This is a genomic window from Marinospirillum minutulum DSM 6287 (genome assembly GCF_000422325.1).
Taxonomy (GTDB): Bacteria; Pseudomonadota; Gammaproteobacteria; order Pseudomonadales; family Halomonadaceae; genus Marinospirillum; species Marinospirillum minutulum.
In genome coordinates this window covers 270,535-287,092 of the sequence record NZ_AULO01000010.1, presented here as the reverse complement: position 1 = coordinate 287,092, position 16,558 = coordinate 270,535, and the positions used below count along the sequence as shown (strand labels likewise).

Genomic DNA, 16,558 nt, shown 5'->3' with positions numbered 1-16,558 from the left:
CCCCTTTTTTTAGGTAAAATTTGGCTAGCACCATGAAAAAAATACTAATCCTCGACCGTGATGGTGTCATTAACCAAGATTCAGATGCTTTTGTTAAAAGTGCTGCTGAATGGATTCCTTTACCTGGTTCAATAGAAGCAATTGCTAAGCTTTATAAAGCAGGTTGGATATTAGCAGTTGCCACTAACCAATCTGGCTTAGCGCGTGGAAAATTTAGTCCACTAGACTTGGATAACCAACATACAAAAATGCTTAACCTGATTCACCAAGCTGGTGGCGATCTTCACCATATTGCCTGGTGTCCTCATGGACCGGATGATGGCTGTAACTGCCGTAAACCTAAAGCAGGTCTTTTAGATCAAATAAGCCAAGCATTAGATCTAGATTTAACAGGTGGTTTTATGGTGGGTGATGCCTTACGTGACTTACAAGCAGGGCAAGCAAAAGGCTGCCAAGCTGTATTAGTACGTACCGGCAAGGGTATGAAAACCCTAGCTACAGATGAGGGGTTAGAGGGAGTAATGATTGTGGATAATCTGGCTGAATTAGCTGATTACCTGCTTGCTATTTAATTAAAATAAAACTTTTAATACAAAAAAGCCCGAAGAAATTAGTGTTCTTCGGGCTTTTTATTGGCTAGTAAATAACTTAGATATCTAAGTTAGATACCGACAGTGCATTCTTCTCAATAAACTGACGGCGGGGTTCTACTTCATCACCCATCAGAGTAGTAAACATCATGTCTGCAGCTACAGCATCATCAATGGTTACTTGTAGCATACGGCGTGTTTCTGGGTTCATGGTGGTATCCCATAATTGCTCTGGGTTCATCTCACCTAGCCCTTTATAACGCTGAATGTTCACACCTCGACGTGCTTCAACCATCATCCAGTCAAGCACATCTTCAAAGCGTTTTACTGGTTTCTTCTTTTCACCACGAGCGATATAGGCGCCTTCTTCTAGCAAACCATCCATCTCTTCACCATAGGCTCTTAGTGCGGCATAGTCTGCCGACTTAAAGAAATCCATATTAAAGACATAATCAGTTGGAACACCGTGCGCTATAACTTCAGCGGCAGGTAGGAAAAGTCCACGTTCACTATCTTCAACAATATGCATGTGTACTTGAGTGGTTTCGCTGGCTGCTAAAACGACCCATTCCTCTAGCTGTTCTACCCAAGCTGCGACCTTCGCTTTATTTTTTAAATCTTCTGTATTTAAAGTAGCGGCATCAATCATCTGAGTAAGCACAAATTCTGGATAAACCCTAGATAGTCGCTCAATACGTGCTCTGGTTGTACGGTAATTAATTACCAATTCTTCCAAAGCCCTTCCAGAAATTCCTGGTGCTTCAGGGTTAGTATAAAGCGAAGTACCCTCTAAAGCAGTCTGAGTTAGATAATCTTCTAAGGCAGCTTCATCTTTTAAATACTGTTCGTGTTTACCACGCTTAATTTTATATAAGGGTGGCTGGGCAATAAATATATGTCCGCGCTCTATTAGCTCTAGCGTTTGGCGGAAAAAGAAGGTTAAGAGTAGCGTACGTATATGCGAACCATCCACATCAGCATCCGTCATAATAATGATGGAGTGGTAACGTAACTTATCTGGATTGAACTCTTCACGCCCTATACCGCAACCCAAAGCTGTAATTAACGTTCCTACTTCTGCTGAGGAAAGCATTTTGTCAAAGCGGGCTTTTTCTACGTTAAGAATTTTACCCTTTAACGGCAGTATAGCCTGAGTTCTACGATCACGGCCTTGCTTGGCTGAACCACCAGCAGAATCACCCTCTACTAGGTAAATTTCTGAAAGTGCGGGGTCTTTTTCCTGACAGTCAGCTAGTTTGCCAGGCAAGCCTGCAATATCTAAAGCACCTTTACGGCGAGTCATTTCACGGGCTTTACGAGCAGCTTCACGTGCTCTTGCTGCATCTAACATTTTACTGACAATAGCTTTTGCTTCTTGTGGAAACTCTAATAAGAAATCAGAAAAGGTCTTACCCATTTCTTGCTCTACAGCTGTTCGCACTTCTGAAGATACTAACTTGTCTTTTGTTTGTGAGGAGAATTTAGGGTCTGGCACTTTAACCGAAACGATGGCGGTTAAACCTTCTCTAGCATCATCACCCGTAGTGCTTACCTTGGCTTTTTTAGCTAGGCCTTCTTGCTCTATATATTGGTTAAGTACACGGGTTAACGCACCTCTAAAGCCAGCAAGGTGTGCGCCACCATCGCGCTGAGGAATGTTGTTAGTGTAGCAATAAATATTTTCTGAATAACCATCATTCCACTGCATGGCCACTTCAACGTTTACACCATCTTCTTCACGTTGATTACTAAAATAGAACACCTTTCCTAGGGTAGTTTTATTAGTATTCAAATGGTCAACAAAAGCCCTTAGTCCACCTTCGTAATGAAATATTTCTTCCCGACCATTACGTTCATCGACCAAGGATATTTTTACACCTGAGTTTAGGAAAGATAATTCACGTAAACGTTTAGCCAAAGTATCAAAGCTAAATTCAATATTAGTAAAGGTTTCATTGGATGGACGGAAGCGTACCAGCGTTCCACTTTTATCAGTCGAGCCAATAACAGTTAAGGGTGTCTGTGGAACACCATGACGATATACCTGCTCATAAACCTGCTTATCACGCCAAATAGTAAGGGTTAACTCTTCAGATAAAGCATTCACTACAGAAACACCAACACCGTGCAAACCACCGGATACTTTGTAGGAGTTATCGTCAAACTTACCGCCCGCATGAAGTACCGTCATAATTACTTCTGCGGCAGACACACCTTCTTCTTCATGAATATCTGCAGGCATACCTCGACCATCATCTGAAACACTAACTGATTCATCCTGATGAATAATAACCTTCACTTCATTACAGTGGCCTGCTAAGGCTTCATCAATTGAGTTATCTACTAACTCAAACACCATATGGTGTAAACCCGTACCATCATCGGTATCCCCGATATACATACCAGGTCGTTTACGTACTGCGTCTAACCCTTTCAGCACTTTAATGCTGGATGAGTCATAGGAATTATTTTCGCTCATTACCCACTCCCCTTAATTCCTAGTACCAAATAAACTCAAATGTATTTACTTGGTGCTAGGGCATGGCTTTAGACTGATTTGTCCATGTTCCACGTGAAACCATGAAATACTTTCTGGCTTTTGCCACCCATCTGCAAGTGCTTCAGCATCAACACCAGTAATAAATACTTGCCCTGACTGCTTCTCTAGCACTTCACAAAAAATTCTTCTATGTTGTTTATCTAATTCTGCTGGCAAATCATCAATTAAATAAACACACTGTTTGTTTCTTGCTTCTGAAAGTAGAGCTCCTTGTGCCAGCTTTAAAGCTGATACAACAAGTTTCTGCTGCCCTCTTGATAAAACATCCATTGCTGTATAGCCGTTCATGGCAACGCGAATATCAGCTCGTTGTGGGCCAGCTTGAGTAAATCCTTGCTCACGATCTTTAACTCTAGATAAAAATAAAGACTCGGTTAAATCTACATTTTTATCCCAGCCACGTTGAAAGTTAAGCGTAAAATTTTGCAAGCCAAGAAACCTATCTAACAAGTTAGCAAAAATTGGTTTCAAGCTAGCAAGATAAGCCTGTCTTAAGGCTGTTATTTGCTCACCATTGACTGCTAATTCCTTCTCCCATAACTGCAGTTCTAACTCATCTATTCTACCATGCCTAAGCAGGCTATTGCGCTGTTTTAGCGCCCGCTGAAAGCGCTTCCAACAGTGCATAAAGGTTGGTTCCACGTGGAACACCCCCCAGTCTAAAAACTGCCTTCGATCTTTAGGACTTCCTTCAAGTAAACGAAATGCATCAGGGTTAATAAGCTGCACAGGAAGTGCTGCCGTTAATTCTGCAACACCCGAGGGTTTTTGCCCACGGAATAAAATATCAGTATCAGCAGCTTGCTGGTGTCGTTGAATACCAAGACTGTAAGTATTAGCTTCCCCAGCATTAAGGTTAGCAAAAACAGTGAATTGATCTGCAGTATGATTTATTAGATTTTTAGTTTTTTTACTACGAAAGGAGCGAACCATACTCAGCAGATAAATAGCTTCCAGTATAGAAGTTTTACCACTAGCGTTTTCACCCACTAATAAATTTACGCCTGCAGATGGAAATATTTCAGCAGAAGTAATATTACGAAAATTAGTTAACTTAAGACTTTGGATTGTCATTGAGAGAGGGCTAGCCAGTTCACCTAGGGCAAACTGGCTAAAAAGATTTAAAGACGCATGGGCATAACAACGTAAAAAGCATCGCCCCCGCCAGCGGCTTGAATTAAAGCACTGGAGGTAGGTGAAGAAAGTGCTATTTGAACCTGCTCAACTTGATCGCCTATGTTATCCATCACATCAACTAAGTAACCCACATTAAAGCCAATATCTAGCGGCTCACCTTGATAATTAATATTAATACTTTCTTCTGCTTCTTCTTGATCTGGGTTTTTAGCTATTAGGGTTAGGGTATTTTCTGTTAGCTGCAAATGAATACCTAAGAGCTTTTCGTTAGCTAGAATACTAATTCTAGATAGCATGTTACGTAACTCTAAACGATCACACACAACCAGCTTATCACTTTGACGTGGAATAACCTGTTCATAGTCTGGGTAGCGCCCTTCAATGTGCTTAGACACAAAAGTAGCATTAGGCATATTGACTTGGAAATGCTGTTCACCAAAAATTAAGGTTACAGGGTCTTCAATTTCATCTAGAAGCTTTGCTAGGTCATTTACAGCCTTAGCAGGAACTATCATGCTCGACTTTTCAACCTCACCTGTTTGAACAGCTGCATCTGCCATAGCTAAACGGTGTCCATCAGTGGCAACTGCTCTTAAGCGGTTAGTAGCAAGTTCAAAATACATACCATTTAGATAGAAGCGAACATCTTGCCTGGCCATAGCAAAGTCATTACGACGTATCAAATTAAGTAGCTGACCTTGTGGCAGGGTAACCTGGTGTTTAATGGGACTCAGTTGAATTGAAGGAAATTCAGAGGAGGGTAAGGTAGCTAGCACAAAACGACTACGACCTGACTTAACCACCACACGCTGATCATCTAAACTAAATTCCAGCAAAGAGCCTTCGCTTAACGAACGGCAAATATCAGATAGTTTTTTAGCCGGTACAGTAATGCTTCCACCAACATCCAGCCTATGTAAGCTTAACTGCCAAGTCAGCTCTACTTCTAAATCTAAACCTGTTAGCGTAAAACCTTCTTCATTAGCTTCTATACGTAAATGAGAAAGTATAGGAAGGGTTGGTCGACGTGCAACAACACCAACCATAATAGAAAGTGGTCGTAAAAGTGTTTCACGGGATACGGAAAATTTCATCTTGGTAACCTTAAAAATTAGCTGGTCAATAAACGGAGTAGGTTTTTCCAGTCTTCACGAATATCAGGGCTTTCATCCTGTAAAGACTTAATTTTTCGACAAGCATGTAAAACAGTTGTGTGATCACGCCCACCAAAAGCATCACCAATTTCTGGCAATGAATGATTCGTTAATTCTTTTGCTAAAGCCATAGCTAATTGTCTAGGTCTAGCAATAGACCTGTTACGGCGTTTAGAGTGTAAATCAGCAATTTTAATTTTATAATAATCAGCCACTGTACGCTGTATGTTTTCAACGCCTACTTGCTTGTCTTGTACAGCAAACAAGTCTTTTAGTGATTCTCTAACTAGCTCTACACTTATGGCTTGGCCTTTAAATCTAGAGTCGGCAATGACTCTATTGAGAGCGCCTTCAAGATCTCTAACATGAGAGCGAATTTTTTGAGCAATAAAAAAAGCAACTTCTTGGGGTAGATCGACTTTTGCTATTTCAGCTTTTTTCATAAGGATAGCAACACGTAACTCTAGCTCAGGTGGATCTATAGCAACGGTTAAACCCCAGCCGAAACGACTCTTCAATCTTTCTTCAACACCAATTTCTTTTGGATAACGGTCAGAAGTTAGAATAATTTGCTGCCCACCTTCCAATAGTGCATTAAAAGTATGGAAAAATTCTTCTTGAGTGCGGTCTTTACCGACAAAAAATTGGATATCATCTATCAATAAAGCATCTAAATTACGGTAGTAGCGTTTAAATTCATTTATAGCGCCTAACTGCAAGGCCTTAACCATATCTTGAACAAAGCGTTCTGAATTAAGGTAAACCACCTTAGCATTAGGATTTTGCTTAAGAATTTGATTACCAACGGCGTGCATTAAGTGCGTTTTACCTAAACCAACACCTCCATAAATAAACAGAGGGTTATAAGCACTACCGGGATTCTCTGCCACTTGAAAAGATGCCGCACGGGCTAATTGGTTAGACTTACCTTCAACTAAACTATCAAATGTATGTGCAGGGTTTAGTGAGGAGTTATGCTTTATTCCACCTTCTACCTGAACACCTTCACGTTTACGCGCTTTAGCTTTAGGAGCTTTAGACGCAGTAGTCGTTTCAACGTGATCAGCAGATTTGGCCTGGTATTCAGTAAACGGCGTTTGTGTTACACCACCAACAGCTTGGCTAGCGCTACTAGGCATTACCGGAACACTCGGTGCAGAGCCAACACTCGGTTGCGACTTACTGCCTACGGCAAAGCGTACATCTGCTACCTGTCCAGCAGATAACTCTTGCAACAACTGTTCTAGACGGTCGGAATATTTATCTGTAACCCACTGCAAAACAAAACGGTTAGGTGCTAATAATTGCAAGCTACGACCATTCATTTCTGCTTGCAAGGGTCGTATCCATGTCGATATCTGCTGGGCAGGTATTTCTTTTTCTAAAATCGCTAAACACTGCGACCACAAATCATCAACTGACACGTTTCCACTCCTCTTAATAATGACCATATTCTAACTGCTTAACCCTAAGTTATCCACAAGCAAAAATAAAACTTATTTCAAAGCAGAGAAAAATAGGTGTGGATAACTAGAGCTAAAAGGGTTGCACAAACTAGGCATAACCTTGAGGATAAATTGGCGTGTGGATAAAGCACCAAGTTATCAACAAGGAGAGTACAGGTTGCACTAAGCCTGTGAACAAGCTAACAGACCCAAGTACAAACAAGCTAACCTATTGTTTAATAAATAAAAAATTGACTTACTAACAGATAAAAGCGCCTCTTATTATAGTAATAGTAGTTAAAGACCTTTTAAATACTTATATCTAGTTATTTCTTGTGGGATTAAAACATAAACTTCAAGGAAAAATTGCGCTTTGCTTCAGAAGGCTTTAAAATCGCCGGTCTTGTAACAAAAAAAGTTTCTCTAGGGTCTCCAACCCATGGAGATTCCTTAAACCTGCAACACCATGTGGAAGTAAAAAAATGAAACGTACTTTTCAGCCCAGCGTTCTAAAACGCAAGCGTAATCACGGTTTTCGTGCTCGTATGGCCACTAAAGCTGGTCGTCAAGTTCTGGCTCGTCGTCGTGCCAAAGGTCGTCAGCGTCTGTCAGCTTAAGCGACAGTCTAGCGATGAAAATTTTCGGTTATCCCCGGCAACTTAGACTTCTTAAGCCTGGGGATTTCCGTTATGTTTTTGAAAACACCCATTACAAAGTTTACTGTCCAGGTTTTTTGTTGCTTGCAACACCAAGCAGGCATAAAGTAACTCGACTAGGCTTTGTAATAGGCAAGAAAAATGTCAAACTTGCAGTTAACCGCAACAGAATTAAACGAATTTTTCGTGAATCTTTTCGGTTAAATCAACACCAGCTGCCGAGCATTGATATTATTGTTCTTGCTATCAAAGGTGCCAACCAAGTCACGACTGATGAACTCAGCAAAAGCCTGACTGAAGCTTGGCCACAACTCGGTAGACGCGTAAACAAAGCGACTGCAAAATTATCCTCCTCGATTAAGCGGCAATGATCCCATGGACGTAAAACGCATAGTGCTCTTTTCATCCCTGGCGGTAGTCGCCTATCTGCTGATGCTTCAGTGGAATAAAGACTACCAGCAGCAAGATGTACAAGCTCAGGCACCTCAAGTACAGCAAATAATAACCAATAATGATTCAGCAACTGAAGATAACGAAGTTCTGAAACTAGGTGAACCAGCCAATACAATTCAAACAGCAACCAGTACCACCGCCAGTACACAAAATTTAATTAGTGTTAAGACCGATACCTTTGATATTCGGATTAATCCTAAAGGCGGTGATATAGTTTATGCTGCTTTGTTAAACCACAAAACTAAGGTTGATTCTGACCAGCCTTTTGTACTCCTTCAGGATGACAATTTACGTCACTATGTGGTGCAAAGTGATTTAAGTGGTCTAGGTAACAAGCAACGCTTACTGCTAACAAGCCCAAAAAATGCTTATGTTTTGTCTAAAGGGCAGGATGAGCTAGAAGTTCACTTAACCGCTAATGTTGAAGGTGTAGAGCTAACAAAAACCTTTACCTTCAAACGTGCTAGTCATTTGATTAGTGTTGATTACCAGCTTAATAACCAATCTGACCGTACCCTAACGACTAGCTTTATAGGTTTAATTAAGCGTGATGCCAGTGCAGACCCAAGCAAAAGTGAATCCATGGGTATGCAAGCCTACTTAGGTGGTGCTTTTTCTACTGATGAAAAACGCTATCAAAAAATAGATTTTGATGACATTAAAAGCAAAGGTTTTCAAGCTGATTCAGTAGGTGGTTGGGCTGCTATGCTTCAACACTACTTTATTACTTCTTGGATACCGCCTCAAAATGAAAGCAATTTCTTTAGTACCCGTACTGACAGAGCTGGCAATCACATTGTTGGCTTTAATGGTTCTGAATACCTAGTTGAACCAGGAACAAGTACTAACCTTTCTGCAGGCATTTACATTGGCCCTAAAATACAGAAAGACATGGAAGCTGTTGCTCCTAACCTAGATTTAACTGTTGATTACGGTTGGCTTTGGTTTATTGCACAACCTTTGTTTTGGTTGCTGAACTGGTTTCATGGCTTTATTGGTAACTGGGGTTTTTCTATTATCCTAGTTACTGTAGTAATCAAACTAGCCTTCTATAAGTTATCAGCAACAGCTTACCGCTCTATGGCTAATATGCGTCGAGTTGCACCTAAGCTAACCCGCATAAAAGAAGAAGCAGGGGATGACCGTCAAAAGCTTTCACAAGCTATGATGGAACTTTACCGCAAAGAAAAAATTAACCCCATGGGTGGGTGTTTGCCAATTTTAGTGCAGATGCCAGTATTTATTGCCCTCTACTGGATGCTAATGGAGTCGGTGGAGTTACGTCATGCGCCATTTGTTTTATGGATAGCTGACCTTTCCATGAAAGACCCCTACTTTGTACTCCCAATCATTATGGGTGCAAGTATGTTTGTTCAGCAGATGCTTAACCCTACGCCTCCAGATCCTATGCAGGCAAAAATAATGAAGATGCTGCCTATCATTTTCACCTTCTTTTTCCTCTTCTTCCCAGCAGGGCTAGTACTTTACTGGGTAGTAAACAACCTCTTATCAATTTTACAGCAGTGGTACATTACTCAAAAAATTGAAAAAGAAGATAAAGAAAAAGATAAATTAGCCAAAACTTGATTTAACCTAACCCCCTCCCAGTGAGGGGGTTTTGCTATCTAAGAGTAAAAAAACATGAGTCAGCAAGACACCATTGCCGCAGTTGCCACACCACCAGGTAGAGGTGGCGTTGGTATTGTTAGGGTATCTGGCGCTTTATGCAAAATACTAGCTAAAAAGCTGCTGGGTATAACCCCTACCCCACGTTACGCACACTACCTACCATTTTTAGATGTGCAGGGTGACGTTATTGATGAAGGGTTAGCTTTGTATTTCCCTGGCCCTAACTCATTTACAGGCGAAGATGTTTTAGAGTTTCAAGGCCATGGTGGACCTGTATTGCTAGATAGGCTATTAGAAAACTTATTACAACTAGGTGTAAGGTTGGCAGAACCTGGCGAATTTTCACAAAGGGCTTTTTTAAACGATAAGTTAGACTTAGCTCAGGCAGAAGCGATAGCGGATATGATTGATGCCACCTCACGCCAAGCAGCTGACAATGCACTTAAATCTTTACAGGGTGTTTTTTCACAAAAAGTTCATACCCTTGTGGATAAGTTAATCTATCTGCGCATGTATGTTGAAGCAGCCATAGATTTTCCTGAAGAAGAAATCGATTTTATAAGTGATGGCAAGGTTAAAGAAGATTTAAACGCAATAATTAGGCAATTAGATGCAGTAAAAAACGAAGCGCAACAAGGCTTTTTAATGCGCGAAGGCATGAATGTGGTGTTAGCTGGCAGACCTAACGCTGGTAAGTCTAGCCTAATGAATGCTTTGGCTGGTTATGATAAAGCTCTAGTGACTGAAATAGCAGGCACTACCCGTGATGTTTTAAAAGAACATATCCACCTTGATGGTATGCCCCTACATTTAATAGATACTGCTGGCCTAAGAGAAACGGAAGACCTAGTAGAGCAACTTGGTGTGGAACGAGCTTGGCAAGAAATTGAAAAAGCCGACCGTATTTTACTTTTAGTTGATGCTCAAGAAACAACTAGTTTAGACCCTTTCGAAATTTGGCCAGAATTTGTTAAACGCCTACCTCATCCAGAGCGTTTAACGCTGGTTAGAAATAAAATAGATTTAACAGCGGAAGACCCCGTAGCTGACTTATCCACCAGCCCTCCTGTTATTCGTATTGCAGCTAAACAGCTAGTGGGTGTGGATAACTTAAGGAAGCACCTTAAAGAAGTTATGGGGTTTCAAAATACAACGGAAGGAGGGTTTTCTGCCCGAAGACGACACCTAGATGCGCTTCAAAGAGCAAGTCAAGTTATCCACAAGGGAAAACTACAGTTAGAGTTAAATGGTGCAGGGGAACTCTTAGCAGAAGACCTACGCAGCGCACAAGAAAGCCTAGCAGAAATAACAGGGCAATTTACTGCTGATGATTTACTAGGCAAGATTTTTGGAGAATTCTGTATCGGTAAATAGCAATTACCAAGAATTAAATTCATTCATATAGCAAGGCGATGAAGTCTGTTCATTGCCTTTATCCAATCTATCTTCCTGCCTTAACAAGTCTAATACCTTATTTTTTAAAATGGATAGGTGAGACTCCTCTAGATTTTTTACCGCACTCAATAGCGTTAAGCGTCCTTTACGAGCTGCAATAAGCAAAGGAAGTAAGTCCTCTTCAACTTCTGAGAGTTCTTCTCGGTACTGCTGACTAAATTCATCAAAAGTTAGCACTTGATCATGCCACTTTTTTCTAAGTGCATTGCTAGGGCAAATTTTTGGTAACCACAAGTCTAAATTCAATGAATCCTTCTTAAAACCTCTTGGCCATAATCGATCAGCCAGCAGTCTAAAACCATCTTTTGTCTCTATCGCTTGATAAACACGCTTTAAAACAATGTTGTAAGCCATCGTTTTTCTCCAAATAAACAACTTATGGTTGGGGATAACTCAAGAGTTTAACAGTAAATAAGCTGGGCTTAACTAGCCGAATAACTAGCGCCTGTGTATAAGATAGCGAGTTATCTACAAGCAGTCAGCAGGTTGGTTACACCTTCTCCCAAGTAAACGCACTTACTTATCCAGTTCTGTAACTACTATAAAATAAGGCCTAGCGCTAGTTATCCACAGAAAGTGTCCACACTAGTAATAACAGTAGTTATAAAAAACCTTTAACAACTATTACTATTGTTACTTAGTGGGGATAAAGTAGATTTGTGCTGTAGTTGGGCTACATTCAGGCTATAATCGCCCGCTAAGTTAAAAGAATTCTTTTGAGGTGACCTGTGGATTATCCAACCCGCTTTGATGTGCTAGTAATTGGCGGTGGCCACGCAGGAACGGAAGCCGCGTTAGCTGCAGCACGGATGGGTTGTAATACTTTGTTGTTGACCCACAATGTTGAAACGCTTGGGCAAATGTCCTGTAACCCTGCTATAGGTGGAATTGGAAAAAGTCATCTGGTTCGTGAAGTTGATGCGCTAGGTGGGGCTATGGCTCAAGCAACTGACTTGGCAGGGATTCAATTTAGAGTATTAAATTCACGTAAAGGCCCTGCTGTAAGAGCAACTAGAGCGCAAGCAGATAGAGTGCTTTACAAAGCAGCCATTAGAAAAATATTAGAAAATCAGCCTAACTTACAAATTTTTCAACAAGCTGCAGATGACTTAATTGTTCAAGGCGACAAAGTTTGTGGTGCTGTAACTCAAACAGGTATAAAAATTTATGCTACTAGCGTTGTTCTCACCACAGGTACATTTTTAGGTGGTGTTATTCACCTAGGCTTGCAAAATTATTCTGGTGGCCGTGCGGGTGATCCACCTTCTACGGCTTTAGCAGCAAGATTAAGAGAATTGCCTCTCCGTGTAGGCCGCTTAAAAACAGGTACACCACCGCGTATTGATGCAAGAAGTGTAGACTTTTCACTTATGGAAGCTCAGCCAAGTGATGAAACTCTACCGGTCATGTCATTTTTGGGTAAACCTGAAGATCATCCAGAGCAAATAAGTTGCTATATCACCCACACAAACGAGCGTACACACGAAATTATTCGTAATAATCTCGATAGATCACCTATGTATGCTGGTGTTATAGAAGGGGTTGGGCCACGTTACTGTCCTTCCATAGAAGATAAAATCCATCGCTTTGCAGACAAAGCTAGCCATCAGATTTTTATGGAACCTGAAGGGCTTACCACACACGAACTTTACCCTAATGGTATTTCTACCTCCCTACCTTTTGATGTGCAAATAGAACTAGTTCGTACCATAAGAGGCTTAGAAAAGGCGCATATTATTCGTCCAGGCTATGCCATTGAGTATGACTACTTTAATCCACAAGATTTACAGCCAAGTCTAGAAACTAAAGTTATCCACAACCTATTTTTTGCCGGACAAATTAACGGCACAACTGGCTATGAAGAGGCTGCAGCTCAAGGTTTGTTAGCTGGAATGAATGCAGCACGTAGGGTGCAAGAAAAAGAAAGTTGGAGCCCAAGGCGTGATGAAGCTTATCTTGGTGTATTGATAGATGACTTAATTACACTAGGTACTTCAGAGCCTTACCGTATGTTTACATCGCGGGCTGAATACCGTCTTTTGCTTCGTGAAGATAATGCAGACTTACGTTTAACAGAAAAAGGCCGCGAATTAGGTTTAATTGATGATTTACGCTGGCAAGCTTTTGAAACTAAGCGTGATGCCATAGAGTTAGAAAAAGCACGCCTAAAAGGCACTTTTATTCACCCTAACACTGCTGCGGCAAATGCTTTGGCTAGTAAGTTAGAACAGCCTTTAAGTAAAGAGCATCCCTTGTTAGATTTACTAAAAAGACCTGAATTAGATTACTGGGATTTAGCACATTTAGCGCCTGGCGAACTACCACTAGACCCACAGGTTCAAGAACAGGTTCAAATTCAAGTTAAGTACGCAGGTTATATTGATCGTCAGGCAGAAGAAATACTTAGAGTTAGACGGCAAGAAGACACTCGTTTGCCTTTAGATTTGGATTATACCCAAGTTAGCGGGCTATCAAATGAAATTAAAAACAAATTAGCCAATGTAAAACCTGCTACCTTAGCGCAGGCGGGTCGTATTCCTGGTGTAACACCAGCGGCTGTTTCGATGTTGCTCGTTCATCTAAAAAAACGTTCTTTGTTGGTAAAGTAGGTATGGATATAGATACTCAGCTTGAACAAACACTTAGATCTGGCCTTAACGAAATGCAGATTAACGCCAGTGAATTCCAAGTGAATCAGCTACTTAGTTATTTGCAGTTATTAATTAAGTGGAATCAAGCATATAACTTGACAGCTGTCCGTGATCCGATAGAAATGATTTACCGTCACTTGTTTGATAGTTTATCTATTTTGCCCTACCTAACAGAAGGCGAGCTAACTGATATAGGGTCAGGTGCAGGTTTGCCGGGTATTCCGCTTGCAATAATGAAACCAGAATTGCAGGTATTATCCTTAGATTCTAACGGCAAAAAAACCCGTTTTCAGTTTCAAGTAAAAACAACGTTGAATCTAAAAAACTTTGATGTACAGCAGGTTCGTGCTGAAGCTTTGCAACTTAGCACAAGAAGTAAACAGTTGGTTAGTCGTGCATTTGCTAGTCTGAAAGACTTTGTAAATTTGACCGAGCCTTTTGCAGCTGAAGATGCGCGTTGGTTGGCAATGAAAGGCTTGTACCCAGAAGATGAGCTAGCCGAACTACCAGAAGGGTATGTTTGTGAGCAAACACACTTGCTACAAGTACCTAAGGAAGAAGGACAGCGTCACCTGCTGGTTTTAGTTAAGCAGATGAAAGGATAAAGCTGTGACAAAAATATTTGCAGTAACTAACCAAAAAGGTGGAGTAGGAAAAACGACCACCTGCGTAAATCTTGCAGCCTCGCTTATCGCTACCAAACGTAAGGTGTTGTTAGTTGATATGGACCCACAGGGTCATGCAACTTTAGGAAGTGGTGTCGATAAAAAAGATTTAAAACTCTCAGTGTATGATTTATTAATGGGAGAAGCTTCAGCTGAAGATGTACGGTTAAAAACCGATCCTGCTGGGTATGATCTACTACCTGCAAATGTTGATTTAGCCGGAGCAGAGGTTAACTTAATAAATGAGCCACAAAGAGAAAGGCGCTTAGCAGAAGCGTTAGACAGCATTAAAAAAGAATACGACTTCATTTTAATTGACTGCCCTCCTTCCCTGAACCTACTGACGATTAATGCCTTAACAGCCGCTCGGGGTGTGCTAGTACCAGTACAATGCGAGTATTATGCTTTGGAAGGCTTGGCATCACTGCTTGATACTTTAAAGCGGGTAGCTAGTACAGTTAACCCCGGTCTTGAGGTTATGGGGATATTGCGTACTATGTACGATCCACGCACTAGTTTAACGCAAGATGTTTCGAATCAATTAACAGAATATTTTAAAGACCAAGTGCTGGGCACAGTAATCCCACGTAACGTGCGTTTAGCCGAAGCCCCCAGTTATGGTATGCCAGTACTCAGTTATGATGCTAAATCTAAGGGAAGTTTAGCTTACTTAGCCTTGGCAGGTGAGATACTTAGGCGTAATTCCCTGTAATTTAATTGTTAGCAAGAGCTTATGATACCTGCAAAAAAAAGAGGTCTTGGACGCGGCTTAGATGCACTGCTTAGTGATGCCACCCAAGAGCCTACTCAAATAGATTCTAGTAACACGAGTGAACAAAGCTCAAAGGAAGGTGAGCTTAAAAAACTAGCTATAGAAAGACTTAGACCAGGCAAATACCAGCCTCGTCGTGATATGCATCCTGAGGCTCTGGAAGAGTTAGCCGCATCTATACGCCAGCAAGGTGTTATGCAACCAGTGGTGGTACGCCCTATAGCTGGAGGACAATATGAAATTATCGCCGGTGAGCGCCGTTGGCGAGCAGCTCAATTAGCTGAGTTAGAATTTATTCCTGCTTTAGTAAGAAATGCTGAAGACAGAGACGTTATTGCTTTAGCTTTAATAGAAAACTTGCAGCGCGAAGATCTTAATCCGCTAGAAGAAGCTATAGCCCTACAGCGTTTACAAAAAGAGTTTGAGTTAACCCAGCAGCAGGTAGCCGAAGCTGTCGGTAAGTCCCGCAGCTCAGTAACGAATCTTCTACGTTTATTACAGCTTCATAAAGATGTACAGCGTATGCTAGAGCACGGTGATTTAGAAATGGGTCATGCTCGTGCTTTATTAGGCTTAACAGAAACTAAACAATTAGTTGTTGCTCGGCAGGTAGTGGCTAAAGGAATGTCAGTAAGGCAAACCGAAGCTCTGGTTAGAAAAGAGCAGGAAAACCCAGCTGAGCAGAAAACAAAACCAGTTAAAGACCCAGATATAGCAAGGTTAGAAGCACAATTGCAGGCAAGCTTAGGCACAAGTGTAAAAATACAGCACTCGGCTAAAGGCAAGGGCAAGTTAGAAATAGGTTATTCAAGTTTAGCTGAACTAGACGGTATTTTGCGGCATCTACGTTAGTCAGCAAATATAGACATTGGTCGCATCTATTTAACAAAGCGAGCGAGTCTTCTTGAAGCTAAGCCGCTAAGTCTCTATAATCCCGTGGCTTTTAGCTAATTTGTAGCAGGTTTTAGAAGGGAAGCGGTTAAAAGGCATATAAAAAATTATGGCAAAACTTCCGCGTCCCCCGTTATTTAAATTGTTTTTTAAACAGTTTATAGCTCTGGTTTTTATCTGCGGTGTAGCTGTAATCATTTGGCCAGAAAGCTTGTTAGATGCGCTGCTGGGTAGCTTTATTGCCTTTATTCCACAGGTGGTTTTTGGCTATTTGGTTTTTATGTATCAGGGAGCGAGACAGCAACAAAATCAGATAAAAATGATGTTTTTAGCTGAAGGTATTAAGTTTGGTTTGACGGTGGTACTTTTTGTAGCTGTTTTTGTTTTAGTGCAACCCTCAAACCCAATTTCACTTTTAAGCACTTATGCGGCAGTTGTTTTACTTCATTGGTTGAATTTTTGGCTAATAAAGTAAAGAAACACAACTGTAAATTACAGTT

The 16,558-nt window shown here is 41.1% G+C and carries 15 protein-coding genes; 10 read left to right on the top strand and 5 right to left on the bottom strand.

Features of this window, described 5'->3' with window-relative positions:
• Nucleotides 1–32: 32 nt before the first annotated feature.
• On the top strand, nucleotides 33–572 hold the full coding sequence (gmhB, locus tag H571_RS0104915; protein ID WP_036217590.1) for a D-glycero-beta-D-manno-heptose 1,7-bisphosphate 7-phosphatase: 540 nt from the start codon (nucleotides 33–35) through the stop codon (nucleotides 570–572).
• A 76-nt stretch (nucleotides 573–648) separates the two neighbouring features.
• Here gmhB and gyrB read toward each other — a convergent pair whose 3' ends face one another.
• The 4 genes from gyrB to dnaA are packed head-to-tail and all read right to left on the bottom strand — an operon-like array spanning nucleotide 649 to nucleotide 6,892.
• Complete coding sequence (gene gyrB, locus H571_RS0104910) at nucleotides 649–3,069, bottom strand: DNA topoisomerase (ATP-hydrolyzing) subunit B (RefSeq protein WP_027848338.1); 2,421 nt, start codon at nucleotides 3,067–3,069, stop codon at nucleotides 649–651.
• Nucleotides 3,070–3,114: 45 nt separating this feature from the next.
• Entirely contained in the window at nucleotides 3,115–4,224 is a 1,110-nt protein-coding gene (gene recF, locus H571_RS0104905) for a DNA replication/repair protein RecF (RefSeq protein ID WP_027848337.1), read from the bottom strand.
• Between the two features lie 47 nt (nucleotides 4,225–4,271).
• Nucleotides 4,272–5,381 carry a DNA polymerase III subunit beta gene (dnaN, locus tag H571_RS0104900; protein ID WP_027848336.1) on the bottom strand — a complete coding sequence of 370 codons (1,110 nt, stop codon included), beginning with the start codon at nucleotides 5,379–5,381 and terminating at the stop codon, nucleotides 4,272–4,274.
• Between the two features lie 17 nt (nucleotides 5,382–5,398).
• Nucleotides 5,399–6,892 (bottom strand): chromosomal replication initiator protein DnaA, encoded by a 1,494-nt coding sequence (gene dnaA, locus H571_RS0104895; protein WP_425411345.1) that lies wholly within the window; start codon nucleotides 6,890–6,892, stop codon nucleotides 5,399–5,401.
• Nucleotides 6,893–7,368: 476 nt separating this feature from the next.
• On the opposite strand from dnaA, the gene rpmH reads away from it, so the two are divergent.
• From rpmH to mnmE, 4 genes are read left to right on the top strand one after another with little or no spacing between them, the layout of a single operon-like run.
• A complete protein-coding gene (gene rpmH, locus H571_RS0104890; RefSeq protein WP_027848334.1) occupies nucleotides 7,369–7,503 on the top strand; it encodes a 50S ribosomal protein L34 in 135 nt (44 codons plus the stop codon).
• Between the two features lie 14 nt (nucleotides 7,504–7,517).
• Entirely contained in the window at nucleotides 7,518–7,913 is a 396-nt protein-coding gene (rnpA, locus tag H571_RS0104885) for a ribonuclease P protein component (protein WP_027848333.1), read from the top strand.
• Nucleotides 7,914–7,917: 4 nt separating this feature from the next.
• A complete protein-coding gene (gene yidC / locus H571_RS14260) occupies nucleotides 7,918–9,582 on the top strand; it encodes a membrane protein insertase YidC (RefSeq protein WP_036217587.1) in 1,665 nt (554 codons plus the stop codon).
• Nucleotides 9,583–9,636: 54 nt separating this feature from the next.
• Entirely contained in the window at nucleotides 9,637–10,998 is a 1,362-nt protein-coding gene (gene mnmE / locus H571_RS0104875; RefSeq protein WP_027848332.1) for a tRNA uridine-5-carboxymethylaminomethyl(34) synthesis GTPase MnmE, read from the top strand.
• 3 nt (nucleotides 10,999–11,001) lie between these two features.
• On the opposite strand, the gene H571_RS0104870 is transcribed toward mnmE, so the two are convergent.
• Complete coding sequence (locus tag H571_RS0104870) at nucleotides 11,002–11,433, bottom strand: DUF488 domain-containing protein (RefSeq protein ID WP_027848331.1); 432 nt, start codon at nucleotides 11,431–11,433, stop codon at nucleotides 11,002–11,004.
• Between the two features lie 374 nt (nucleotides 11,434–11,807).
• On the opposite strand from H571_RS0104870, the gene mnmG reads away from it, so the two are divergent.
• The 5 genes from mnmG (at nucleotide 11,808) to H571_RS14255 (ending at nucleotide 16,533) form a co-directional block, all read left to right on the top strand.
• Nucleotides 11,808–13,688 (top strand): tRNA uridine-5-carboxymethylaminomethyl(34) synthesis enzyme MnmG, encoded by a 1,881-nt coding sequence (mnmG, locus tag H571_RS0104865; RefSeq protein WP_027848330.1) that lies wholly within the window; start codon nucleotides 11,808–11,810, stop codon nucleotides 13,686–13,688.
• A 2-nt stretch (nucleotides 13,689–13,690) separates the two neighbouring features.
• Nucleotides 13,691–14,335 carry a 16S rRNA (guanine(527)-N(7))-methyltransferase RsmG gene (rsmG, locus tag H571_RS0104860; protein WP_027848329.1) on the top strand — a complete coding sequence of 215 codons (645 nt, stop codon included), beginning with the start codon at nucleotides 13,691–13,693 and terminating at the stop codon, nucleotides 14,333–14,335.
• Nucleotides 14,336–14,339: 4 nt separating this feature from the next.
• Nucleotides 14,340–15,107, top strand: coding sequence for a ParA family protein (locus H571_RS0104855; protein WP_027848328.1), 768 nt, complete (start codon nucleotides 14,340–14,342; stop codon nucleotides 15,105–15,107).
• 21 nt (nucleotides 15,108–15,128) lie between these two features.
• Nucleotides 15,129–16,019 (top strand): ParB/RepB/Spo0J family partition protein, encoded by an 891-nt coding sequence (locus H571_RS0104850; protein ID WP_036217583.1) that lies wholly within the window; start codon nucleotides 15,129–15,131, stop codon nucleotides 16,017–16,019.
• Nucleotides 16,020–16,167: 148 nt separating this feature from the next.
• Nucleotides 16,168–16,533: an ATP synthase subunit I gene (locus H571_RS14255; protein WP_051168154.1), complete on the top strand. Its 366-nt coding sequence runs from the start codon at nucleotides 16,168–16,170 to the stop codon at nucleotides 16,531–16,533.
• Nucleotides 16,534–16,558 lie beyond the last annotated feature (25 nt).